25 protein-coding genes are annotated in these 24,282 nt (G+C 41.4%); 20 read left to right on the forward strand and 5 right to left on the reverse strand.

All coding sequences use genetic code 11. From position 1 onward, the window contains the following. Positions 1-220 precede the first annotated feature (220 nt). Positions 221-1,117, forward strand: coding sequence for a GNAT family N-acetyltransferase (locus tag J7I80_RS11750; RefSeq protein WP_214738547.1), 897 nt, complete (start codon positions 221-223; stop codon positions 1,115-1,117). A 182-nt stretch (positions 1,118-1,299) separates the two neighbouring features. Here the strand turns inward: J7I80_RS11750 and J7I80_RS11755 are convergent, their stop codons facing one another. Beyond that, positions 1,300-1,815, reverse strand: coding sequence for a CBO0543 family protein (locus tag J7I80_RS11755; protein WP_214738548.1), 516 nt, complete (start codon positions 1,813-1,815; stop codon positions 1,300-1,302). Between the two features lie 180 nt (positions 1,816-1,995). On the opposite strand from J7I80_RS11755, the gene J7I80_RS11760 reads away from it, so the two are divergent. From J7I80_RS11760 to J7I80_RS11785, 6 genes are all read left to right on the forward strand, one after another. Continuing rightward, positions 1,996-2,982: a Gfo/Idh/MocA family protein gene (locus tag J7I80_RS11760; protein WP_214738549.1), complete on the forward strand. Its 987-nt coding sequence runs from the start codon at positions 1,996-1,998 to the stop codon at positions 2,980-2,982. A 260-nt stretch (positions 2,983-3,242) separates the two neighbouring features. Continuing rightward, positions 3,243-3,410, forward strand: a complete 168-nt coding sequence (locus tag J7I80_RS11765; RefSeq protein WP_214738550.1) for a hypothetical protein — start codon at positions 3,243-3,245, stop codon at positions 3,408-3,410. A gap of 272 nt (positions 3,411-3,682) precedes the next feature. Continuing rightward, the gene (locus tag J7I80_RS11770) at positions 3,683-4,393 is read left to right on the forward strand and encodes an HAD family hydrolase (RefSeq protein WP_214738551.1); all 711 of its coding nucleotides are present in this window, start codon (positions 3,683-3,685) and stop codon (positions 4,391-4,393) included. 46 nt (positions 4,394-4,439) lie between these two features. Further along, complete coding sequence (locus J7I80_RS11775) at positions 4,440-4,910, forward strand: 2-thiouracil desulfurase family protein (protein ID WP_214738552.1); 471 nt, start codon at positions 4,440-4,442, stop codon at positions 4,908-4,910. Between the two features lie 85 nt (positions 4,911-4,995). Continuing rightward, positions 4,996-5,787 carry an HAD family hydrolase gene (locus J7I80_RS11780; RefSeq protein WP_214738553.1) on the forward strand — a complete coding sequence of 264 codons (792 nt, stop codon included), beginning with the start codon at positions 4,996-4,998 and terminating at the stop codon, positions 5,785-5,787. Positions 5,788-5,926: 139 nt separating this feature from the next. Next, positions 5,927-6,352: an ASCH domain-containing protein gene (locus J7I80_RS11785; RefSeq protein ID WP_214738604.1), complete on the forward strand. Its 426-nt coding sequence runs from the start codon at positions 5,927-5,929 to the stop codon at positions 6,350-6,352. Positions 6,353-6,361: 9 nt separating this feature from the next. Here the strand turns inward: J7I80_RS11785 and J7I80_RS11790 are convergent, their stop codons facing one another. Beyond that, on the reverse strand, positions 6,362-7,309 hold the full coding sequence (locus J7I80_RS11790) for a DMT family transporter (protein WP_214738554.1): 948 nt from the start codon (positions 7,307-7,309) through the stop codon (positions 6,362-6,364). Between the two features lie 209 nt (positions 7,310-7,518). Between J7I80_RS11790 and J7I80_RS11795 the strand changes: the two genes are divergently transcribed. From J7I80_RS11795 to J7I80_RS11820, 6 genes are all read left to right on the forward strand, one after another. Then, positions 7,519-7,995: an Lrp/AsnC family transcriptional regulator gene (locus J7I80_RS11795; protein WP_214738555.1), complete on the forward strand. Its 477-nt coding sequence runs from the start codon at positions 7,519-7,521 to the stop codon at positions 7,993-7,995. 228 nt (positions 7,996-8,223) lie between these two features. After that, on the forward strand, positions 8,224-10,035 hold the full coding sequence (locus J7I80_RS11800; protein WP_214738556.1) for a sensor histidine kinase: 1,812 nt from the start codon (positions 8,224-8,226) through the stop codon (positions 10,033-10,035). A gap of 12 nt (positions 10,036-10,047) precedes the next feature. Further along, complete coding sequence (locus J7I80_RS11805; protein ID WP_214738557.1) at positions 10,048-10,692, forward strand: response regulator; 645 nt, start codon at positions 10,048-10,050, stop codon at positions 10,690-10,692. A 205-nt stretch (positions 10,693-10,897) separates the two neighbouring features. Then, positions 10,898-11,074: an aspartyl-phosphate phosphatase Spo0E family protein gene (locus J7I80_RS11810; RefSeq protein WP_214738558.1), complete on the forward strand. Its 177-nt coding sequence runs from the start codon at positions 10,898-10,900 to the stop codon at positions 11,072-11,074. Between the two features lie 86 nt (positions 11,075-11,160). Further along, positions 11,161-11,355, forward strand: coding sequence for a helix-turn-helix domain-containing protein (locus J7I80_RS11815; protein WP_214738559.1), 195 nt, complete (start codon positions 11,161-11,163; stop codon positions 11,353-11,355). A gap of 364 nt (positions 11,356-11,719) precedes the next feature. Next, the gene (locus J7I80_RS11820) at positions 11,720-12,820 is read left to right on the forward strand and encodes a GGDEF domain-containing protein (RefSeq protein ID WP_214738560.1); all 1,101 of its coding nucleotides are present in this window, start codon (positions 11,720-11,722) and stop codon (positions 12,818-12,820) included. 338 nt (positions 12,821-13,158) lie between these two features. Here the strand turns inward: J7I80_RS11820 and J7I80_RS11825 are convergent, their stop codons facing one another. From J7I80_RS11825 to J7I80_RS11835, 3 genes are all read right to left on the reverse strand, one after another. Then, positions 13,159-13,563, reverse strand: a complete 405-nt coding sequence (locus tag J7I80_RS11825) for a hypothetical protein (RefSeq protein ID WP_214738561.1) — start codon at positions 13,561-13,563, stop codon at positions 13,159-13,161. 492 nt (positions 13,564-14,055) lie between these two features. Beyond that, positions 14,056-14,613, reverse strand: a complete 558-nt coding sequence (locus tag J7I80_RS11830; protein WP_483297698.1) for a hypothetical protein — start codon at positions 14,611-14,613, stop codon at positions 14,056-14,058. Positions 14,614-14,725: 112 nt separating this feature from the next. Beyond that, positions 14,726-15,226 carry a hypothetical protein gene (locus tag J7I80_RS11835; protein ID WP_214738563.1) on the reverse strand — a complete coding sequence of 167 codons (501 nt, stop codon included), beginning with the start codon at positions 15,224-15,226 and terminating at the stop codon, positions 14,726-14,728. Between the two features lie 459 nt (positions 15,227-15,685). Here J7I80_RS11835 and J7I80_RS11840 point away from each other — a divergent pair, with 459 nt between their 5' ends. The 7 genes from J7I80_RS11840 to J7I80_RS11865 all read left to right on the forward strand — a co-directional run bounded on the left by J7I80_RS11840 (position 15,686) and on the right by J7I80_RS11865 (position 24,231). Further along, on the forward strand, positions 15,686-16,375 hold the full coding sequence (locus J7I80_RS11840; protein WP_214738605.1) for a response regulator: 690 nt from the start codon (positions 15,686-15,688) through the stop codon (positions 16,373-16,375). Beyond that, on the forward strand, positions 16,375-17,376 hold the full coding sequence (locus J7I80_RS11845) for a sensor histidine kinase (RefSeq protein ID WP_214738564.1): 1,002 nt from the start codon (positions 16,375-16,377) through the stop codon (positions 17,374-17,376). The genes J7I80_RS11840 and J7I80_RS11845 overlap by 1 nt, the downstream gene beginning before the upstream one ends. A 99-nt stretch (positions 17,377-17,475) precedes the next feature. After that, entirely contained in the window at positions 17,476-18,237 is a 762-nt protein-coding gene (locus tag J7I80_RS11850; protein ID WP_214738565.1) for an ABC transporter ATP-binding protein, read from the forward strand. Continuing rightward, positions 18,227-20,167, forward strand: coding sequence for an ABC transporter permease (locus J7I80_RS11855; protein ID WP_214738566.1), 1,941 nt, complete (start codon positions 18,227-18,229; stop codon positions 20,165-20,167). The genes J7I80_RS11850 and J7I80_RS11855 overlap by 11 nt, the downstream gene beginning before the upstream one ends. Before the next feature lie 299 nt (positions 20,168-20,466). Then, entirely contained in the window at positions 20,467-20,592 is a 126-nt protein-coding gene (locus J7I80_RS23495; protein WP_285289134.1) for a hypothetical protein, read from the forward strand. Positions 20,593-21,039: 447 nt separating this feature from the next. Beyond that, positions 21,040-22,710, forward strand: a complete 1,671-nt coding sequence (locus tag J7I80_RS11860; RefSeq protein ID WP_214738567.1) for a DMT family transporter — start codon at positions 21,040-21,042, stop codon at positions 22,708-22,710. A 444-nt stretch (positions 22,711-23,154) separates the two neighbouring features. Beyond that, positions 23,155-24,231, forward strand: a complete 1,077-nt coding sequence (locus J7I80_RS11865) for a GGDEF domain-containing protein (RefSeq protein ID WP_214738568.1) — start codon at positions 23,155-23,157, stop codon at positions 24,229-24,231. Positions 24,232-24,282 lie beyond the last annotated feature (51 nt).

The following is a 24,282-nucleotide window of genomic DNA, read 5'->3' on the forward strand; positions in this document are numbered from 1 at the left end:
GGTCCTGGCTGATATTAGTCTGAGAAACAGTATTTTTATTGTCATTCCGACCAGGAGGACGTAAAAAGACCGGTTGCTCATCCGAAATTCTAAACCCTTAAAAGCAGGATATTTCTGCGGAATAAAGAATATAGATTTGTTATTGAGCATGGCGATATAAGGGAGCAGTTCTCCTATCGTGTGAAGCTGAATACGTCTTTTTTTGAAGGGAAGGATCATCATGAAGGTCGAAGCATTAAAAATAGAGCGACAGGGAGATTTTTTCGAATACTGTAAAAAACATCGAAAGGAATTGGATGATTCTTTTTTGTATGATGAAGATCTAGAGAATTTTAAGGTGGATGCCGAAAATCCCACTTTTATTTTGACTGACCCAAAAGGGCAAATAAAGGGTGCGGCCTCGCTGATTCTGGATGACTATCATCGCAGAGGGAAAAGGGCAAGGTTCCGGATTTTTCATTGTGAATCACATGACGACCAGGACTATAAAAGACTGTTCGCGCAGGTATTGAAACATACTGAGTCATTGGATCATGTGTTTTTATTTGTCCCCTTGCTTAATCAAAAGCTTAAGGATGCCATGGAGGAGCTGAATTTTCATGTGGAGAGATATACCTTTCTTCTGGTCAGGGAGGACTTGGAGGTTCGGGAACACTCTATCCCGAAAGGTTATCAGATTAGGAGTTTCCGGCCAGGCAAGGATGAAGATGCCTGGTGCCTGGTTAGGAATGCTGCGTTCTCTACGCTGAAGGGAAGTGAGACGGCGATTACGCCCGAGATGGTCGCAAAAATGGCGACAGAGTCTGATCACCTGGATGGCGGTATGATGATTCTTTATGAGAACGATCAGCCAGTTGGAGTCGTAAGAGGTACTGACGATGAATATGAAGATTCCCCAATCATGAACATAGGACCAGTGGCTGTTTTGCCAGAATACCAGGGAAAAGGATTGGGAAGGACCCTCCTGAGAGCATCGATCAAGTTTTCGAAGGAAAAAGGGTACGATCGATGCGTGCTATGTGTAAATGCGGACAATGAACAAGCCAAAGCCCTCTACCTGCAGGAAGGCTTCGAGCAGACAGAAGGGGTCGTCTGTTATCGATATGAACTTAAGTGAGGCATGGTCGTTTATTGGGCTCTGCCGTACTGGCCATTGGAAGGTACATTAGAACGGCTCTCAAGTCGTTCTTTTTTATTTTTTTCTCCTTAGTTTCTCTATGTAGAGAGCCATCCCTATGTAAATGCTAAAGAGTAAAAACATGAATAATGGAGTGGAGAGAGAATCCATCGGATCACCTTCTATTTCATATCGTGTAACGCCGGATGAAAAAACAATAGGAGAATGACAATGATTGGTGCCGATACCAGTAATGCAGCCAGAGTGTTTTTATAGTGGATTCTAATGAGAGTAAAAGTAATGATATTAAACAAGACTGACCACCACGCATTCCAGCCATTTTCATAAACAAACAATCCCTTTGCCTCAAAAAGATATTCAATCGCCGAGAAATAGGCCACCCAGATCAGTACATACAAAAATCCTCTTAACTTTTTTTTCGGAAAATACTCCAGGTACATCATCAAGACGACAGGGACAATGAAAAATGTGAAGGAAATCTCAATCAAAGTGTGATTTAACCAATCGACTGTAACAGCTTTATATCTCCATAAAGTATGTTGATAAAAGAGGAAGTTATACAAAAGATTGCATATTATGTAGAATTGAATGGTTGAGTAGTATTCTTTCCACCTTTTCCAATTTACAAATTTTTTTGCGAAAATAATATATACAATAATTACAACTAATAGATACATGTCTGAAAACCTCATCTAACTTTTACTAAAATTCTCTCCAAAAAGGCCGTTCCATAGACCCGAGAGACACGGGGATCATAGTAAAAACCGTCCCGGGCCAAAAAATTTTAATAGTATAATGGACAAACAAGCTTTGTTCTGTATAGTGCAACTAAATCATTAAGGAGTTGAATACATACGATGGACGAAAGAGTAATCAAGTGGGGGATATTAGGAACAGGCGGAATTGCAAGTGCTTTCGCAAGGGATTTAAACTTTGCTAAAAATACCGAAAAGGCTGCTGTTGGTTCACGTACAAAAGAGAGTGCCGCAAAATTTGCGGAGGAGCATGACGTTTCTCGCGCATATGGAAGCTATGAAGAACTAGTGCAGGACCCGGATGTGGATGCCATTTATATTGCGACGCCGCACCCTTTTCATAAGGAGAATGTATTGGCATGTCTTCGTGCTGGCAAGGCTGTGCTCTGCGAGAAGCCATTTACGATAAATAGCGGTGAACTAGAAGAAATCATTCAGTTTGCCAGAGATCAAAAGCTTTTCTTGATGGAGGCGATGTGGACAAAGTTCCTGCCTCCGATTGTTAAAGTTAAAGAATGGATTGATAACGGGGAAATTGGCGAAGTCCTTTTGGTAAAAGCAGAATTTGGCTTCCGAGCATCATGGGACCCTGATGGGAGATTATTTAATCCGGCACTTGGAGGAGGCGCGCTGCTCGATGTAGGGATTTATCCTGTCACATTTGCATCGATGATTTTCGGAACAAACCCGGAGAAGATTTTGAGCACTGCTCATATTGGTGAAACAGGTGTGGATGAACAGTTTTCCATCATCATGTCCTATCCTTCTGGAAAGACTGCTGCCCTTAATGGTTCCTTTCGAGTTGGTTTAACCGACGAAGCTTACATCCATGGAACTGAAGGATCTATTCGGATTCCAGCATTCTTTCGTGCAACATCCGCTACCTTATTTAAAGAAGGTGTGGAAGCAGAGACATTCTATGATGACAGAAAATCGGCTGGTTATGCACTTGAGATAGAAGAAGTTGGAAGGTGCCTGAGTCAAGGGCTTTTGGAAAGCCCTGTCGTTCCGCTGGATGAATCGTTGAAAATCATGAGACTGATGGATGAAATTCGCGGACAGTGGGGGTTAAAATATCCGTTTGAGTAATTGAGGGATATGGGGACGCTTGCGGCGCCCCCATAAATTTGTATTTTTCTAACTGCTGTTCCTTGATGAACCTGGAAATGAATTGGCTTCCTCCGTATCTGGCGGCAAAAAACATGACTGAAATCCCAAGAAGTGTTCCTAAGAGACATGGGGACGGTTCTCTTGTCTCGCGAAATGACTTTGAGCGGGTTGTTTCCCTCATTGCGAATAAGAATATACCTCCAAGAGAAAAATACATAATAAACTCTGGAGGAAAAGCGATGAGAGACGATAAGCGAAAACAGAAGGATCGCCAAATGATCAACAGTGTCAAAAATGAAGAGTTGCAGGAAATCAGCCAAACAGAATCTGGTTTGGAATCCATTACAGAAGGTACTGACTACATGGAGGGAGATCAACAGAATTCTCCAAACTGTGGCGGGTTATAACCGCATTTGGCTGCACGAAGCCGTCTTTTAAAAAGCGAATATTAAATCAGAAGCAGGTGTCCCTGGAAAATGGGGCAGCTGCTTTTTTGCTTTTTTAGACTTGGTGGTTTTAGTGTAATTTAGTGGGGCAGCAGAAATGTTTCTTCTAATGTCTTAGATATGAAGGAAGAACAGCTTGTTTAGAGAACTATTAAATGTCGGAGCAATTCGTTAAGGCAGTTGTTTTTTATGTTAAATGAGAGCTGGATTATTGATATAGGAAGGAGATTTAGATGGCCTCATATAAAGTGATTTTATTTGATTTAGATGGAACCATTTCCGACCCAAAGGAAGGAATCACCAGATCGGTTCAATACGCATTGCAAAAAATGAATATTTCAGCACCTGACGGCGAGCAGCTTGAGGGTTTTATTGGGCCTCCTCTCCAGGTTTCGTTCGCTGAATACTTGGATTTCGATGAACACCAAACTAAGAAGGCAATTGATTTTTACAGAGAAAGGTTCAAGGAAAAGGGAATGTATGAAAATGAGTTATACTCAGGTATTCGATTACTATTACAATCCCTAAAGGAACAGGATTTTATTTTAGTTGTTGCCACATCGAAACCTACCGTATTTGCTGAACAAATACTACGGCATTTTGAGATTGACCATTATTTTGATCTTGTTGTTGGAAGTAACCTTGACGGAACTCGATCATCGAAAACGGAGATCATTCAATACATACTAGATTCGTATAAAAAGCATAAGTCAGAAGATTTTATCATGATTGGCGACAGGAAGCATGATATAGAGGGTGCCAATAATTGCGGCATTGATTCAATAGGAGTGATGTATGGATATGGCTCTTTCGAGGAATTGCAGAACTCCCAGCCTGCTTATATTGTCGAGAGCGTTGAACAGTTAAGAGATATTTTAATGAAAATGAAGTCAACTACGTATCACTCTAATTTGAACAGAAAAACCAGGAAGGCTGTCTTGTAAAACTGAAACCACTTTTCATGCAACCTTCACTTATGAGGTGTTACCAATGATCCTAGTGAGTTCCTGCTTAGCAGGATTGGAAGTACGGTATAATGCTACTCATTCTTTAAACCATAAGATACGTCAGCTGGTGGATGAGAAAAAGGCGATGCCTGTTTGCCCTGAATTACTTGGAGGTTTTTCTACTCCCCGGGAACCCGCAGAGATCATTGGCGGGGATGGAGAAGATGTCCTCGATGGAATAGCCAGGGTAATTGAAAAATCAGGCAGGGATGTCACGGAATTATACATAAAGGGAGCTTATCTTACTCTTGAAAAAGCTCAGGAATACCATGCTGACGTAGTGGTGCTTAAAGAATTCAGTCCATCATGTGGAAGTTCGATGATTTATAACGGTGAGTTTCAGGGGGAGAAAGTACCTGGAAATGGTGTCACTGCCGCTTTACTAAAAAGGAATGGAATACGGGTAGTCTCAGAGAAAGGTTTTAGCGATATGCTTCGTGAGCTCGGTTATTGATTATATAAATTTGCTTCCTTGGCGGGAGATTTATTTTAGCTGAGTTTATGGATATTTCTTTATGAAGTTATTAAGGGGGATAACAATGGAGGCGGTTGTATTTGATCTCGATGGTACCTTATTAAGTTCCAACAAACTGTTGAGCAGCAGAAATAAAAAATCGATTGAACAATTATTGCGACATGAAATTCCAATTATTATTGCAACTGCACGGCCACCTAGAGCAGTCAAATATTTATTGCCCCCAGATATACAATCCCAGGTTGTAATGGTCTATTATAACGGTGCGATGATCGTGAGTGAACAACTGGGAATTCATCAGCATTTTCCGATTGATTCAACAGTATCCAATGAAATAATTGATTACTTGATAGAAGAGGAAGCACCGCACTGGTTATCGATAGAGGTTGAAGACAAATGGTATTGTTATCAAGAACTCGACTATAAGACGGTTATGAAAGTGAGAAGTAACCCCGAAAAAATCGACTTACACAATTTGAAACAAAAGAGTCCAACGAAAATGTTAGTCTCAAACCTATTATCATATGATTTCTTTAATAAAAGGTTTGGGAGTAAAGTGAATATGATTCAGACTGATTCCAACCAATTAACTCAAATTATGCGATTGAATACCTCAAAAGAATATGCAATAAACGTGGTATCAGAGCACCTCAATATTTCGCTTAATAAGATAGTAGTATTTGGTGATGACTTTAATGACTTAGGTATGTTTCACCTATGCGGCTATCCCGTTGCAATGGGAAACGCAGTTGATGAATTAAAAAACGCAGCAAAAGAAGTCACAGATACTAATGATAATGATGGTGTTGCGAAGACCTTGGAAGCTTTGTTCAAGAAGAGTTTGATCAAAAACTGATTCCTTTTCGAACAATGATGATGTTAACTCTGTTGTGAAATAGGGATACATCAGACAGGATCACCGTCCCCGAGTTATTTGGGGATTGCCGGGATATGCTATAGACAAAATAGTTATTGTGGTGCAGAGGATGGTTGAAGTGAAGGTGTTATCGATGATTCAGCCCTGGGCAAGTCTGTTTGTCTTGCGCGAGGCTCAACATGAAACAAGGTCATGGAGTACAAAGTATCGCGGCCCTCTTGCGATTCACACCAGCAAAAAGGTCGATAAGGCAGTCTGCAGCCATGTGGCGATCAAGTCGCTGCTTTTAAAGCATGGGTACAAGTCAGATGATCTTCCGACTGGCGTGATCATTGCGGTCTGCCAGCTTGAAAATTGTCTGAGGGTGATGGAAAACAACGAAACATGGGCCGTGTTGGAGGATGGAAGGACGGTATCAGGCAATGACTTTTTCCTTGGTGACTATAGAGTGGGAGGGTATGTCTGGGAAGTCCGTGATATGAAAATGCTGGACAGCTTCATACCGGCTAAAGGAAGGCTTGGGCTTTGGGAGTATGAGGTGTAGAGTGCCTGTTCAACGGGGAACAGGCACTTTTTTAGCTTTGCTGTCTTCACCCGCTAACATACGGGCAGGAATCGGGATCGTGAACCTGACAGGCTTGTTTTTCAGAATCGTAAATAAGAAGCAGCCTGCAATCACAATGATGCTTCCGACGGCCTGGATCCAGGTCATGTTCTCGCCTAAAAAGACAAAGGCCAAAAGAGCTGTGAAGATGGGGTTGAAATTAAGGAACAACCCGGAAGTACTTGGTCCCAGTTTATTGACTCCGATATTCCAAAGAACCATACAAAGCACGGTCGATACAAGGCCTGTATATAAAATGCCTTGCATAAAGGTTGAATTCAAGTTGGTTACCGTGAAATCTTTAATGGAAAAAGGCAGCAGAACGAGCAGGCCGAAAATACCGGAGTAGAGTATGGACATCATCGGTGTGACGGTCGCCATTGCCCACTTGCTGCTGACCGAATAAATCCCCCACATTCCCACAGCTGCCATCATATAAAGATCACCTTTATTGAACTGCAAGGAAAACAATACATTGATATTCCCTTTTGAAAGGACGAGCAGAACACCAAATAGGGAGACGATCATTGTGAGGAATTGAAGTTTATTGATCCTTTCTTTTAAAAAAAAGAAAGAGAATGCTGCAATCGAAAACATGTTCAATGTCGAGATTAAACCGACGTTCGTTGCCGAAGTTTTTTCAAGTGCCATGAATTGCAATGCCTGAAATAAGGCGACTCCGGTGACGCCCATTATAAACAGGGGCAGAATGGATTCTTTTGGCGGAATCAGCTTTTTTTCTTTCCACCAGACAAGCGGGATCAGACAGATGATTGCGATGGCCCATCTTAAAATGGTCAAGGTGATTGGAGAAGCATGGTCTACAAGCGTCTTCCCCACGATAAAATTACCGCCCCAAAGAAAACTCGTTAAAAGTAAGAGTAAATAATATTTCACGTCATTTGGCCCCTTTGATCAGAGCCATTGTGCACAATGACTTACGTTATATGAATAATTTTAACATTTTCCGCAAACGACAAAAGATAATTTTGTATAATTAATTTAATTCGAAATAAATAAAAGTATAATAGAAATATAGTTTAATAAATTCAAATGCAGGTCATTATTACGCTGCTATTTGGAATTTTTAAAAAGGGGGTAGGGTCGTGGAATCAGTTGTAAGCAAGGTTTTGGACAATGTGGATATTAAAATCCTGGATTTATTGCAAAAGGATGCTCAGTTAAGCAATCTGGAACTCTCGAAGCGAGTGAATTTATCTGCGCCGGCCGTTCATGCCAGAATCAAGCGGCTGGAAGGTGAAGGATATATCAAAAAGCAGGTAGCGATTTTGAATCACGAGAAGCTCGGCTTTGATTTGCTGTGCTTTGTTTTTATGAGCACGAATATGCATCAGTTAGAAAAGCTGGAATCATTGGAAAAGACCCTGGAAGCAATGGAAGAGGTCTTGGAGTGCCATTGCCTTACAGGGGAGTATGATTATCTGTTAAAGGTCGCCTGCAAAGATCGCAAGGGGCTGGAAATGTTTATCAGGGGGCTGAATGAACTGGGGATCACCAAGATTCAAACAAGCCTGGCGTTAAGGGAAATCAAAGACTCGACCGTGCTGCCAATCAGTGGGTGAGAGTGATCTGCAGCTACTATACACAAGAATGACGCAGCAGAGAGTTATTGCTAAATAGGCTTATCTAAATGCGTCTACATTAAGTTTAGGAATTTGTGGAATTTTCAAATAAGTATTTGTAATCTATAATTAAGTGTGAAGCGGAACGTACATGAAAATAGGAACCGTATTTGGCTGGGAGAGTTATATTAAGTCGAATTTTTCCTAAAGGGTTGAGGGGATGAGAAAATGACAGACATAGAGATTCTTTTTCGGAAAAAGGTTTCTGACTACTATATCATTCTTGTAGGTGTTCTTGGGTGGGCATTTATTTTGTATTCGATCCCTTTGGCGCCTTTTCCGGAAAAGCCGATTGTGCTGATCCTTCTGATTGTATTAATGTTGCTTTCAGAATATTTTCCGATCCCCTTATTTTCGATAACCATGTTCAGCACGATGACGTTCCCAATTCTATATATAATGAATTTGTATTTTGGTATTTATACCGCCACGGTCACCTTTGCGTTTGTGCTGATTTTTGAATCCTTTCATCATAAAAGATCACTTCGTTCAACCGTTTTCAATATTGCCCAATATACTCTATCTCTTGTTGGAGCGGACTGGCTGATCAAGGTATGGATAAGCCAGTACCCATTAAGTGATCCATTCTTGAATCTGCTAATTATTTATGCTTTTACTTCGTTCTATTTTTTAATTAATAATGTCCTGAATGATAGCCTGTTTTACATACGTCCTTTCCCTTTTACAAAAAAAGAGTGGAAGAGCAAAGCTTTACAAGAGTTGTTTATTGCCAAGCTGTCTATCATATTACTCGCTTTTCTTGAAATCTATACAAATTATCTTCCTGGGAACGTCATTGATTTTACAACTATTCTTTTTTTAACCCTCTGGATCGGAATCACCACGACGAGCTCCATACTGACAAAAGCAAGGATCGAAAGGAAGAGATTGAACGCGCTATCGATGCTTAGTACAGAATTGAACAGGATCAATACAAAGGATTTCGATGAGAAGAAAAGACTTCTTGCCGAGACTTTCAATGCCAATGCTTTCGTTTTACTGGTTAAAGAACATAATACCTGGAACCTTTTGCTTAAGGATGGGCAGGTAAAAAGCGAGGTCACATGGAGTGATGAAATGGCACTCTATATGGATGAAATTTCAGAAATGACTGTTGTGACCGAAAAGGAAATCGAGAAGCTTCCAGGTAATTCTATTTTTAATAAAATGGTTCTCTCCCAGATATTTTCACCACTTATTATCGACAATGAAAAAGTCGGTATGCTGATTGTCGGCAGAGTAAGTGGAATTGGATTTATCCATGATGAGATTCGTTTATTAACCGTATTATCCAATGTTTTGGCAAGTACATTGAAAACACGGTCGCTCATCCTGGAAAATGAAAAACTCTTGATATCGGAAGAGCGAAGCCGAATTGCGCGTGATATTCACGATGGCATTGGCCAGTCCCTGGCAGGCATCGTCTTTCAAATGGAATCTTCGCTGCGAAAGAAGAGTAGAGCTAAAGAGACTCCTCCTAATGAACAGATTGAACAATGGATCCAAAAGCTTAGAGACAGCCTGAAAGAGCTTCGTCAATCGATTTATTCCTTACGAACATGCCCGGTGGAAAAGCATGGGCTCAAACGGGCGATGGAAGAAAGGGTCCGAAAAATCGAGTTGGAGGAAGAAGCTAGTATTACTTTTACGCAGAAGGGAGAGCCATACGCTCTTAGCTATCAAATAGAAAAAATGATTTATGATATATTCCAGGAAAGTCTGCAAAACTCTGTCAAACATGCAAGAGCTGAAAAAATTGAGGTCATGCTTAAATATGGACATGAGCAGACGATGATCAAAATCAAGGATGATGGTATTGGATTTTCATTATATGACAAGTTGATCAAAGGGCAAACGGAACCTCATTTTGGCATCCTTACCATGAGCGAGCTTGCGCATAATTTTGGAGCCAAATTGGAGATTGACAGTGCGGAAGGAAAAGGAACGGAGATTCGGCTTGGCATAAGCCACTTCAAATAAAGGGGTGAGAGTGTGATTAAAGTTATGATAGTAGATGACCATACAGTTTTAAGGGATGGAATCCGCAGTATTTTGGATGTGGAAGAGGACTTGCTGCTCATTGGAGAAGCAGATTCAGGAGACGGCCTATTAGAGAAATTGGATACGATCGCGCCTGATGTAATCGTTTTGGATATTAACCTGCAGGATAAGAATGGGATTGAATTCATTTCGCTAATCAAAGAAAAGCATCCTGCCTGTAAAATACTGATCTTAACGATGTTTGATCATGATGAATACTTCAAAGCAGCCCTCCGGGAAGGGGCTGACGGATATTTGCTAAAGGATGCCTCCTCCATGGAAGTCATTGATGCCATTCGCAAAATCCATAAAGGAAATTCCATCATCCACCCTAAAATGGCTAGTAAATTAATATCCTATCACCGGCTCCAGAGCGACTTTACCATCCAGGAGAATGAATTGACCAATCGAGAGAAGGAAGTACTCAATCAGTTGGTCAGAGGGAAGTCCAATAAGGAAATAGCTGCCCAGCTTTCCATAAGCGATAAAACGGTGAAAATTCATGTGAATAAAATTTATAAGAAGCTGAACGTGAACAGCCGCTCGCAAGCCATTATTTACGCTGTCCAAAATAAGCTTGTACCCTATTTAAATTGACATCAAAACTGCCTTTTTGGCGGTTTTTTTTTAACCGACCTATAACCTTTGTACTATCCCATCTATAATCAAGTATCTAGAAAAATAGAACAAACACTCAATATTCAAAAAAGATTAATTCTACCATAATAGTAGAGTAGGATAAATGTCGTTAAGGTAAAGTTTCTGTAAAGATTTTCGGGAAGAAAAAGAGGTGTGCAGCGTCATGACTAAGGAGGACCTGATTGAAGATACTCGCAGGAAAATGATTATTAGCATAAAGGAAAATGGATACTTAAATAAAAAGACCATTGAATTGAGCCAGGAGTTGGATGTGTATATATTGGAGCAACAAAAGATTGGGCTGGAACTTCTGAAGAAAAAACGGTGCAATAGTCTTTAATAAGATTCCTCATGTGGAAAAGTGTAATTTTAATACCAGAACAAGTAGCTGCTAATTAGATTTCATTGAGGAGTGGAGACAACCGCATGAAACCTGAGAGGCTAGGGGACATATTGAAGATGGAGAGATATAAAAGAAATCTAACACAAGAAGAAGTGTGTGAAGCTCTGGATATGGAGTTAGATATGCTTAACAAAATCGAAAACAATAAAAGTGTCCGAGGAAGCACGATAAAAAAACTATTAAATTATTATCAAATGAGTAAGAAAGTTGATTTCTGAAGGGTGATATTTAACGCGCGCTATTGATTGTTCATTTAAAAAAATTGCATCAGAAAGCCATTGAGGGGCCAGGGCTATCCCTCTTTTTTTGTTTAATCTGCCTATCTTTTAAAGCAAATTTATTATGTACCCCATGTTCCTTAAATCCCCATAATAATTTTAGTTACACGAAATAAATCCATGGTATAATATATTGAATTAATAGAAAAAATGAACAGGCAGGGGCGGTAACTCTAGAAACCTATTAAGGTAGTCGCAGAGTGTTCGCCTGGATATATTTTAAAAGTGAAATCTCCTGTTGCCTTTAGCAGCAGGATTTTTATGTGTTTTAGAAACAGAAAGTGTAAGCTTCGAGGAGGACCCCATGAAGGAACAAAAGGAATGGAACGATATAGCTGGATTGAACAGGTTGATATTAAAATTTTCATGGTGGATGGTCATTGTCGTTATTCTTCTATCCGTTTTGGGAACCTTAATCTCATTCCAATTTAATGTGGAAGCTTTTATGGAAGTAGCGGTCTCAAACGTCTTGTTACCGACAATACTTACAGTTGTGATCCTTGCCATGACACATGTATTATATTACATGTTTAATAGTTGGGGAGATTATATACTCCTATTGGGGATTTTCGCGATTCTCCACGTTTATATTATTAACTTTCCTTTTGCGCAAGGCATCCATTATCTGCTGATTATCAGCGTTCTCATATCAGCTTTATATTATCAAAAGGATAAGATCTATTTTACTGGCATTTTGAGTTTGATCTCCATCTTGTCTCTTTATTTCTTTTATGAGCCTCTTTCCAGAGAACTTGAGAGCAGAGATATATTTGCCTTCATAGGGATTTTTATTGGATTCGTGTTTATATCTATTGGAATCATTTATCGCGGTCATTATTTGCTAAAGCACCTGGAAGAATCGATAAGGAATCAGGAAGAATTAATGGTGCGGAATATTATGATGGACAAGGCAAGCAAAATGGATGCGCTGACTGATCTGTACAATCATAAAACGTTTCATGAGTACCTCGACAGATTGATCGAGCAAAGTGATCAAAACCAATTATCCTTCCAGTTGGCGATTATTGATATTGATGATTTCAAAAAAGTGAATGACCAGTTCGGTCACTGGGTGGGTGACATTGTTCTCAAGCGAGTGGGTGAACAATTGAAGCTGAATGTAACACCGGATGATTTCGTTTCAAGGTATGGCGGCGAAGAATTTGCGGTGATTTTTACCGAAAAGAATCAACATGAATCCTTCCGACTAATTGATCATATACGCTCAAGTATCAGTGAAATGGTCCATCCGGAAATGGATCATAAGCCTGTTACGATTAGTGTAGGAATGTGTTCCTATGCAGCTGGTCTCGGTAAGGAGAGCTTCTTCAAAGCTGCAGATGACAGCTTGTATGAAGCAAAAAGGAACGGCAAGAATCAAACTGTTGTGGCGAAGATTTCCTAAGCTTGTTGGAAGAGAAAAAGCCGGACAGCCAAGTAAACTTGACCCTGTGTAATAGACTCTTAAAAAGTGTCTGCTGCACAGGGTCTTTTTGTTTAGAAAACGAATGATCGCTTATAAAATATAAGGAGTGGAAAATTTGGTATTCAGCTCTGTCTTACCCGTTTTTAATTTATTTACTCGTTTTGCATTACAAATTTTTTCAGTGGTTGGTGAAACGGGGGCATAGCGATGGTTTCATTGCTTATAAAGCATAAGAATACTTTTAAGACAGCGAAAATCGATTCGCTGTCTTATTTATGCTAAATTTTAAAATGGTCACCTGGTCTGTAATGGAAAATTCACTCTTCCCTGGACAGAGCATTATACTGTTTGAGGCTTTTAAACCGCTTTTTCTTTTTCATATACTTTTCGTTAAGTACGAGTACCTTCCCGTTTTCAGCAGGAGAAAATTTGCGGTAGACGGATTTATATTTTTCAAAGGCTAAGTGTCCTGAGAGATAAATAGGTAAGATGATAGCGAGCAGAATCAGGATGTCCCGGATGATATGAAATTCTTGCCCGAAAACATATCTCGTCATAACGGCCTGAGAAGCAAAAGCCACCATCAAGATGATCAGCACATTGCAGATGTGAAAGGGGAAGAACTCTTTACCTTTTAGAAACATCCGTTCCAGTTCATTTTTAAAAAAGAGGGAAATGAAAGCTGAAATCACAATGAAAATGAGAGAAATGAAAAACGCCATTTTACCCGTCCTCCTTCGTGGATGATCTCTTTCTGGTATTGTAACATATTGGAATATTGGCTGGGGAAAAACTGGATTGACCCTATGAGGGATTGTGCATGAGGGTTGGTGTGCATATTTTTCATGTAAACAAGTTTGAGGCAGAAAACCACCTGAAGCCGTCGAAAGCAAAAAAAAAGGCAATGGATTTTGCGAAGAAACGGAAGTAGGTGGTCAGGGAGCTGTCTCAAAGAATAGAGCCAGCTGAACGGCACTGGTTTTATAGCACTAGTCGACCAACCCGAACCAATTCGCAAAGGAATAGGTCAGGAATCCTGTGCCAAAGAGGATTGTCAGAAATCTTACCGCCCAAGGATACCTGTAAGGACGGAAAAAAGAAACAGCGCCAATCCCTACGAATAAAATTCCTAATAGAAAAATAAAGATTGAAGACATCAACATTCACATCCTGCAGTTAGTTTCATGCTTTTTCTGGCGAAAGTGAAGGGAATCCTACTTTTTAATACGCTTCATGAACAAAAAAGTTCCGAGGGCGACTACTGCTAAAGCTCCAGCAATCCATAGATAAAATGGAGCCGGGTTTTGGTTGCTGCTGCTCAAATCTGCTTTCTCCGTCGGGGTTTCTCCTGCACCTAAAACCTCCAGATCATCTTGTAAAGCTCTCAATGCATTGGTCCGGTCACACATGGTGGTTGTAAGCGAATTGGCTCCGTACATGTCCGATTCTTTTGCATAGACCAGGTATTCCTGTCCCTCGATAAATCGAAATCCACAGTCCCCGCCACCCTGTCCTGTCGTGATGACCACTTGAGATTCATCCACGCCTTTCCAAGTGTTTGTAACCTCAAAAAGCACTTTTTTCGTCATGTATCCTTTTACTTTCTCTTCTTTTATCTCGATGACCTTCCCGCTAAAAATAGCGTCTGAACGCTCCATTTCTTCTTCAGCCGTCGGTAATTCCGCACAAGAGCACGCACTTGTTATAGCGGGGAAAGATCCAATCAGGAACAAACTTAAAAACATTAATGCGATTGCCTTTTTCAAAATCACACCTCCAAAACGTTTGGTTTAATATAAATATTCTAGTAGCTTTAAGTCGTTACCTGCTTTAAATTAAAAACGATAAAAAAGAATGCCTCGAAATATAGGCATCCTTCGATGTTTATGACCATTTTTCTTCGTCATCAATCCATTTATGATTCTTCAAATCATATGATTTATAATCATCGTGAAAAACAAAATACGATGGCAAATTCAATGAAGTTCCGCTGGCTTCTTCCCAGCATTGCCTAAACCAGTCTGTAAAAACCTGTTGCTCTTGTGGAACTAATGTCTCTTCATTTTGCTCATAGAACTCAAAAAAATCATTTAACTGACTCTCGTTCAGCTGATGATATTCGACTTCCGGCAGGATCTCCTCACTGCCAGCAAAAACCGATGTGTCATTTCCTTCATAGAAAACTTCATTGCCTTCTTTATCCATTGAGAACATTATTATTGATAACTCTAAATTGGTTGGTTCAATGAATGCAGAGAAATCCAATAAATCTATATTAGATGAAAAATTGTATGAAAAGGTGTTTTTGAGATTTCCAACTAATAAACCCGATTGTTTCTCAAGGTTGGCTTTGATGGATCCAATATACTTATCGATTGTAAACATAACAACAACCTCCACAAAAAATTTGAGATTAAGCGGTAAACCGTTAAAACGTTATGACGGTACAAACCTTTAAATTCTTCAAAGAATCTTTAAATCCCTTTTTTCGGAAAAGCGAACCATGCCAAATATTGCTCTGGACTTTGCAGCTTCTCATTCAGCCAGATTAGTAGGTATTATAGGCTCTGAATTTTGATCATAATGTAAATGAGCCAAATTAATTACTCCACATTGTTTTCGTCTCTGATCACATTGTTGGGAATAATTTGGCTTATTTTTTTAAATACGGAAGAATTCGAGAACAATAATCTGATTGGTGCACAAAACTCCAGAAACCGGACAAAGAGGTTACCAATGAAGCAAATAAGCTAACTCTCTGCCTTCATGTCCCTACTATTTCTGGTATATAGAAAATACTTCCTTTAAAATAAAGAAGATAGAAGTGGAAGTGTGGTGGTTATGGTGTTGAAGCTTTTGCTGATTGAGGATGATGCGTCTTTATTCCAAGAGATTCGGGAGCGTCTGACTCAGTGGTCGTATGAGGTGCATGGGGTGACGGATTTTGGTGATGTGATGGGTGATTTTACGAGAGTGAAACCTGACTTGGTGATTATCGATATTCAGCTGCCGAGGTTTGATGGGTTTCATTGGTGCCGGATGATCCGGTCGCATTCGAATGTTCCAATCATTTTCCTGTCTTCACGGGATCACCCTACGGATATGGTCATGTCGATGCAGCTAGGAGCGGATGATTTTGTCCAAAAGCCGTTCCACTTTGAGGTGCTGATTGCGAAAATCCAGGCCATCCTGCGCCGTGCCTATAATTATAATGCGACCCAGAACCAGTTGAAGACCTGGTGCGGGGCAACGATTGATTATGATAAAAACACGGTTGAAAATGAGATGGGCCGGATTGAATTGACAAAGAATGAGATCTTCATTTTAAAGCTGCTGATTGATCAGAAAAACAAAATCGTCAGCCGTGATGAGGTGATGAACAGCTTGTGGGATGATAAGCGGTTCATCAGCGACAATACACTGACGGTCAACGTGAATCGGCTGCGGAAGAAGCTGGATGAGATTGGGCTGGGCCGCAGAATTGAAACGAAGGTTGGACAGGGATACATGGCCGTTGAAGAGGAACATGCCTGATGTTTATTACATATCTAAAGGAACGGAGGAGCTGGATTCTATTATTTCTGCTGCTCCAGTTTCTAATCATTTTTATTGCTTATATAGATTCAGCTGTTTCGATGGAGTCGGCTCTTTATTATGTTTTTCTGTCAGCGATTATCTTTGTAATTTTTATCCTGATCCGTTACCAGAGAGAAATGAAATTTTACCAGGAGTTGAAGGATGCGGAGGATCTCCTGGGATTTTCAGATAGGGAACTGCTCAGTCCGTTTGAAGGGATGGTAGCCGAAAGCATCACCCATCATTTTGAAGTGCTGAAAAAAGCAGTGTCCGAGAATGGGCGGAGGCTGGACCAGGAAAAGGATGAGCTGCTTTCCTGGATCCATGAAGTGAAAACGCCCCTGACGGCTTTGCGGCTGATGATTGACCGGCTCGAGGACCAGGCGCTGAAAAAGGAAATGACCTATGAGTGGCTGCGCATCCATCTTTTATTGGATCAGCAGCTGCATCAAAAACGAATTCCGTTCATGGAAAATGACTTATACATAGAACAGACAGATTTGGAGAGTGTGATATTCGGTGAGGTCAAAACTCTGCAGTCATGGTGCATCCAAAAAGGGATTGGCTTCGATATCGATCTGGAGTACAACGAGGTGATGACGGATGCCAAATGGCTTGCGTTTATCCTGCGGCAGCTGTTGACGAATGCTGTGAAATACAGCGATGCATCAGATATCCAGATTAGAAGTGGGGAGTGGAATGGGCAGATTATCCTCGAGATTGCCGACGAGGGCAGAGGGATTGATTCCAGGGATCTTCCGCGCATCTTTGAAAAAGGTTTCACGTCCACAGTCCATCATCAGGATCATGCCGCAACCGGAATGGGCTTATACCTGGCAAGGAAAGCGGCACAGCCTCTGAAAATCAGGATTGATGTGGAATCCGCACCTGGCAAGGGAAGCACGTTTACTCTTACCTTCCCGAAAAGCAATGAATTTCTCCAAATAACAGGCATGTGACAAAAATGTCACATGCCTTTGCTCACTTGTAACCTGAATCGAAGGAAGGCATAGCGCCAGGATTTTATAATGAAATTATCAAAGAAAGGATGTGCGGATATGATTTTACTGGAAGCTGCCAAACTTCATAAAACATATGGAAATAAGTTTAATAAACAGGAAGTCTTGAAGGGGCTCGACCTGAAAATTTTCAAAGGGGAGTTCGTGAGCATCATGGGTGCCTCTGGCTCGGGAAAGACGACGCTGCTGAATGTCCTTTCCTCGATTGACCGAGTCTCTAACGGTTCGATCAAGATTGAAGGAAAAGACATTACCGGGATGAAGGAGAAGCAGCTGGCGGAATTCCGCAAGCAGCATTTGGGCTTTTTGTTCCAGGATTACAATCTGCTTGACACGCTGACGGTGAAGGAAAATATCCTTTTGCCGCTATCAGTCAGCAAGACGCCCAGGAAGGAAGCGAATCAAAGGTTTGAGAAGATTGCCAGTGAACTGGGGATTTCCGAGCTGAAGGATAAGTATCCTAATGAAATTTCTGGCGGGCAAAAGCAGCGGACCTCGGCTGCACGGGCATTTATTCATGAACCGAGTATCATTTTTGCTGATGAACCTACGGGTGCACTGGATTCGAAATCGGCGTCAGACTTATTGAACAAACTGAGTGACTTAAACGAAAAACGGCAGGCGACGATTCTGATGGTCACTCACGATCCTGTTGCGGCAAGCTATTGCGGCCGGGTTATTTTTATCAAGGATGGCCTGATTTACACAGAATTGAATAAAGGCGACCAGACGAGACAGGAGTTCTTCAAGGATATCATGAAAACCCAGAGCGTATTGGGCGGTGTGCACCATGAGCGTTAATCAACTCATCTTTCGTAATTTGAAAAAGAACCTGAAGAATTATTACTTGTATGTGTTTGCGCTGATGTTCAGTGTCGCGCTTTACTTCGCATTCGTCACTCTCCAATATGATCCGTCGATGGATGAAACAAAGGGTTCGATCAAAGGGGCGGCGGCGATAAAGGCTGCTTCTGTCCTGCTTGTTGGCATCGTCGCGATTTTCCTTACGTACGCCAATCGAATTTTTATCAAGAGGAGGAGCAAGGAGATCGGGTTATTCCAGCTGGTGGGGATGACGAAGGACAGAATTTTTTGGATCCTCAGTGTTGAGAACTTTCTGCTGTATTATGGCTCTTTGCTAGCAGGTGTTTTCCTCGGATTCTCCATCTCCAAGCTGATCATGATGGTACTGTTCAAACTCACGCAAGTCGACGGAATCGCAAAGCTTCATTTTTCCGGCACAGCACTGGTCCAGACACTGATTGTATTTTCACTGATCTACGTATTGCTGCTGGTGCTGAACTTCATTTTTATAAAAAGACAAAGCATCCTGAGCTTATTCAGGGTGGTATCAAAAACGGAAGGCCGTGTAAAGAAAATCTCTTTCTTTGAGATAGTGATCGGAGTCCTTGGCATAGGGCTGATCGGGATCGGCTATTATGTATCTTCTATGCTATTTGAAGGGGACTTCACGTCGGTGAACGCACTCTTTTCGGCCATGGTGTTCATATTAGCTTCAGTCATCTTTGGTACCTACCTGTTTTATAAAGGGTCTGTAAGCTTCATCGCCAATATTATCCGGAAAAAGAAGGATGGCTATTTAAACATTAATGAGGTGCTTTCGCTATCCTCAATCATGTTCAGGATGAAGTCGAATGCGCTGCTGTTGACGATTATCACCACGGTATCGGCCTTGGCGATCGGATTGTTGTCGCTAAGCTATATCTCCTATTATTCCGCGGAGCAGACTGCGAAAAATATGGTTCCAGACAACTTTGCCTTTGTGGATGAGAAGTCTGCTGCTGATTTTATGGAGAAGTTGAATTCAAAGGACATCGATTTTACCGAAAAAAGGATTGAGGTACTTCAGGCGGTAATGAACGCGGAAGCAATTATTGGCCTGAAAATGGAGGGTTACACACAGGATCCACGCTCGATGAGTGTGTCGGTTATTAGCGAGAAGTCTGATGGTCAGAGGGAAGTAAGTAAGGATGAAGCCTACATGACAGGCTACAGTGATATCATGATGACCTTTATCTCCATGAAGGACTCTGGGCCGATTGAAATCATCGGGAAAAATCATGCCATTCCGCTGCAATATCTTGGAATGGAAAAGGAATATCCGGTGTCGCGCTATTTCGGGGGAGCTCCGGTAGCCGTCGTGGATGAGACTGTATTCGAGAAGTTAAAGGAAGATGCGGATCCTTCTATTCAAACAGGCTCTACTCTGTATATCGGAATTGAGATTCAAAATGAAAGCGATCTGGAGAGAGCGAATGGCCTGTTCAATGAATATAAGTACCATAAAGAAGACATGAATGAATCACGCCTGGACAGTGAAAATATCCAAAAGAAGCAGATGGGGCTTACGATGTTCATTGTTGGTTTCCTTGGACTGACTTTCCTTGTCACATCAGGCTGCATTCTGTATTTCAAGCAGATGGACCAGACAGAAGATGAAAAACCGAATTATACAATATTACGAAAGCTCGGATTCACCCAGGGAGATTTGTTGAAAGGAATCCAGGCAAAGCAGGCGTTCAACTTCGGCATCCCGCTAGCAATCGGGCTGCTGCACAGCTACTTCGCCGTCCAATCCGGCTGGTTCTTCTTCGGAACAGAACTATGGTGGCCGATGCTGATCGTCATGGGATTATACACAGCATTGTATTCCATTTTTGCTATACTTTCAGTTGTGCATTCAAAGAAAGTGATTAGGGAATCTCTTTAAAGTTGGAAGTGGGACTTTCTCATGTCCTGTTGCTGTTCGATAGTGCACATCAGCAACCCAAAGACCCACGATAAATCAGCCAAATTAACCCTCCACGTTGGTGGAATTAATTTGGCTGATTTTTTTATTTGAAAAATTTACGTTATTACCCGATTGGCGCCCTGAAAATCCAGAAACAGGAAAAAGAGGTCACCAATAAGCCCGATTGGTGCCCTGAAAATCCAAAAACCGGAAAAAGAGGTCACCAATGAAGCCGATTGGTGCCCTAAAAATCCAGAAACCGGAAAAAGAGGTCACCAATGGAGCCGATTGGTGCCCTAAAAATCCAGAAACAGGAAAAAGAGGTCACCAATAAGCCCGATTGGTGCCCTGGAAATCCAGAAACAGGAAAAAGAGGTCGCCAATGGAGCCGATTGGTGCCCTAAAAATCCAGAAACAGGAAAAAGAGGTCACCAATAAGCCCGATTGGTGCCCTGGAAATCCAGAAACAGGAAAAAGAGGTCGCCAATAGAGCCGATTGGTGCCCAGGAAATCCAGAAACAGGAAAAAGAGGTCACCAATAAGCCCGATTGGTGCCCTGAAAATCCAGAAACAGGAAAAAGAGGTCACCAATAAGCCCGATTGGTGACCCGGAAATCCAGAAACAGGAAAAAGAGGTCACCAATGAAGCCGATTGGTGACCTGAAAATCCAGAAACAGGAAAAAGAGGTCGCCAATGTGCCCGATTGGTGTCCTAAAAATCCAAAAACCGGAAAAAGAGGTCACCAATAAAGGCGATCGGCGTCCGCAAACCCCTCATCCCACCCATGTACCATGAAACCTTATGCCCTTTGATTCGTATATATTAAGGACAAATTGATAAGGGGATTATTATGGGAAATATTCTGTTGTTTGCACTATTAGTTGGTTTGGCTTCTGCTCTAGTCCTTACTCCTTTTTCAAGGGGGGAAGAAAAGGGATGGAAAATGAGGTCGTCCTTTTTGATTGCTGTGATTGTCCTTGTCACAATTGGAACTTTTGCGTTTTATTATGCCTTTAATTTGGATCGCAACTTATCGTCTCTATGGCCGTTTGCGGTTTTAATAACGGTTGGCGGCACGTTTTTAGCGGTTGGGAAGGAAAGGATGGTAAAAGGGATTCTATTTATAGCCCTCCTTCTTGTTGGCGCGTATTTTATGATTGCCTTTCTTTTTAACGCCGAGGAAAAGTATGAATCTGCGAAAATGGCGGAGAAGACGGAGATTTCGACTTTTGATGAAAAGGAAACACCTGCGAGTGTCCCTCCGCAGTTTGCACGCAATAAGATGAAGAAGGCATTCGGCCAGGTTCCGAATACGAGTTATTATGAGCTTGGGAACCTGCAGATTCAGAAGGTCAATGGCGAGTATGTCTATATTGCTCCCGTTGAGTTTTCAGGCTTTTTCAAGTGGTGGAATGGCGAATCGACACCGGGTTATTTTACAGTCAGTGCCACTGATTCATCAGCAAACCCGAAATTCATGAAGTCAAAGATGTTTTACACGCCATCTTCTTACTACAATAAAAATCTCGAGCGTCATATCCGGATGCAGAATCCTGAGACTATTTTTTACGGAGACACGCAGCTGGAGATTGATGATGAGGGTAAACCTTTCTATATCAGGACTTTCGGTGAGTTCATCTCAGCCAGGATTGGTTTTGATGTAAAAGGGGTCGTCGTTGTGGATCCGGAATCGGGAAAGACAGACTCCTATGCGTTGGCCAATGTTCCTGAATTCATTGACGGTGCCGTTTCTCCTGAAGCGGTCAGTCTGCAAAATAGCTATTACGGTAATTATGTCCATGGCTATTGGAACAGCGTGTTTGGCAAAACGGATGTGAAGCTGCCTTCAGATGAAGGGACCGAGGCTCAGGTCAGCCCGATTTTCGATGAAAATGGCGACATGTATTATTTCACCGATTTTACCAGCCCGAAAGAAGGGGTCGACTCGATGCTCGGCTACTCGCTGACAAACTCACGGACAGGGAAGGCGACCTTCTATACCGGTAATCTCGAAGATTCCTATATGGATTCCGAAGGGGCATTGCAGATTATTGAAAAGAAATTCATTGAGAAAAAGTGGCACGGTGAAATGCCGATCATCTACAACTTCTATGGAGAAGCTAGCTGGTTGACGGCCGTGCTAGATTCGAACGGCTTCCTGCAAAACTACTTTATCGTGTCAGCAGCGAACCCCGAGATTTCTGTGTACGGCAACACTCCGAATGAAGCCTTGAAAAAGTATAAGACCGCTCTCCAGCATGGCGGCGGAACGGTCGATGGCAATTCGAAGGCAGAGGAAAAGCAAACAAGCGGAACCGTGCTGCGCGTCTACAAAGAAAAAACAGGCGACTACACGATTGTCTCGATCCTGCTGGATAACAAAAAGAACTACATCATTTCATCAGAAACAAACCCGCTGGCGATTTATGTAAAAGAAGGCGACCAGGTTAATGTCAAATACATGGATACCGGCGAAACCTTCCTGCCAGTGAAAGAAATAGTGATACAAGGATTACAATAAAAAGAAAATCGCCTGCCCTCCGGTGAGTATGATGGACCGGAGGCAGGCGATTTTTTGGGGATATGGGTGTCAAAGTAAAATGCCACTTCCTTCCGCATCTCACTCTGTTCCGAAAGTACCCTGTAAAACAAGTCGCCACAAAATGACAAGCTGTTTTGCTTTTCTCACAACCACTCCTCCAATCGCATTGCTTATACATAAGCATTCTACTAGATGAAAGTTATCGCCTTTATAAATTGGCAGTGAAGAAGACCACATTCGCAAGAGATTATTTCGGGTAAAATAGAAAATATTGTGCACTACATCACCGTTCCTCTGTTTGTATCGGGGGCCTTTTAATACTCTAAGTGGCGAGGGAGAGGACTAGGAATTTTCTAGCAAAATTGTCCTTTATCTCGTATTCTATAAAAGGATGCCGAATTTCACGTTTTAGGTGGTATGATCTTGCTGAAAGACTTTTTAATACATTCTAGTTTTGTTATCACGTTTTTGTTTATAGGCGGAAGTTTATTTAAAAATAATCCTGAGATGGATTCAACTCTTCAAAAGATAAAACTTGGGGCATTAGCGGGAATACTTGGTTCAGTGTTAATGGCTTTTAGTATCCAGATTACTCCAGTGATCATAATGGACTTGCGTCATATCGCAATCCTGTTGTCTGCTTTTTATGGAGGAATTGTTTCGGCGTTCGTAGCCGCTAGCATAATCAATATCAGCAGATTAGTATTTTTTGATGGAAGTTTGGAAACATTTCTCGTCACTGTGCTCATAATGTTTATTATTGCGGGGTTTGCCGCACTGGTCCAAAACAAGGTAAAGGGTCCGGACTTTTTCAAGTGGACGATTATGGGATTGATTAGCTTAATTTCGATTTCATCCGGCTTATTGTATCTAATGGGCTTTTCTGATCAGGTATATCAAATTCTGGTTAACTATTGGGTGATTACAACAATATCGGGAGTTTTGGTGTATTTTTTGGCAGGATATATCGTTCAGTCGAACAAAATGTTTTTGCATCTGAAAACCCAGTCGGCAACAGACTTTCTTACAGGATTAAATAATGTCAGACAGTTCGATTCTTCATTAAACGAAAGTATAGAAAGTGCCCAGGAGCTTAATGAAAAATTATCGTTGCTTATGATTGATATCGACCACTTCAAAAAGGTCAATGATACATATGGTCATCAAGCTGGAGATGAAGTTTTAAGGCAATTGGGAGGTCTGTTAATCACCTGCTCGCGCCCAAGTGATATTGTCTCAAGAAATGGCGGTGAAGAATTTTCTCTGTTATTAAAGAATTGTTCCTATTCTCAAGCGCTGGAAATCGCAGAACGCCTTCGCGGAATAGTGGAAAATCATCGATTCTCCATACCAAATGGCAAAGAAATCAAGATTACCATCTCCCTTGGCGCTTCAACCTATCTAGAAACAACTCAATGCTTAGAAGATTTCATCAAACAGGCGGATGACACCTTATATAAATCAAAACGGACAGGAAGAAATAAAGTATCCGCACTATAAAGCCCGGGGGACGTACCCTGGGCTTTTTTATTTAGTGTACGTCGTTAAAAA

Origin of the sequence: Bacillus sp. ISL-41 (assembly GCF_018613235.1) — a bacterium.
In the GTDB taxonomy this organism is placed as follows: domain Bacteria; phylum Bacillota; class Bacilli; order Bacillales; family Cytobacillaceae; genus Mesobacillus.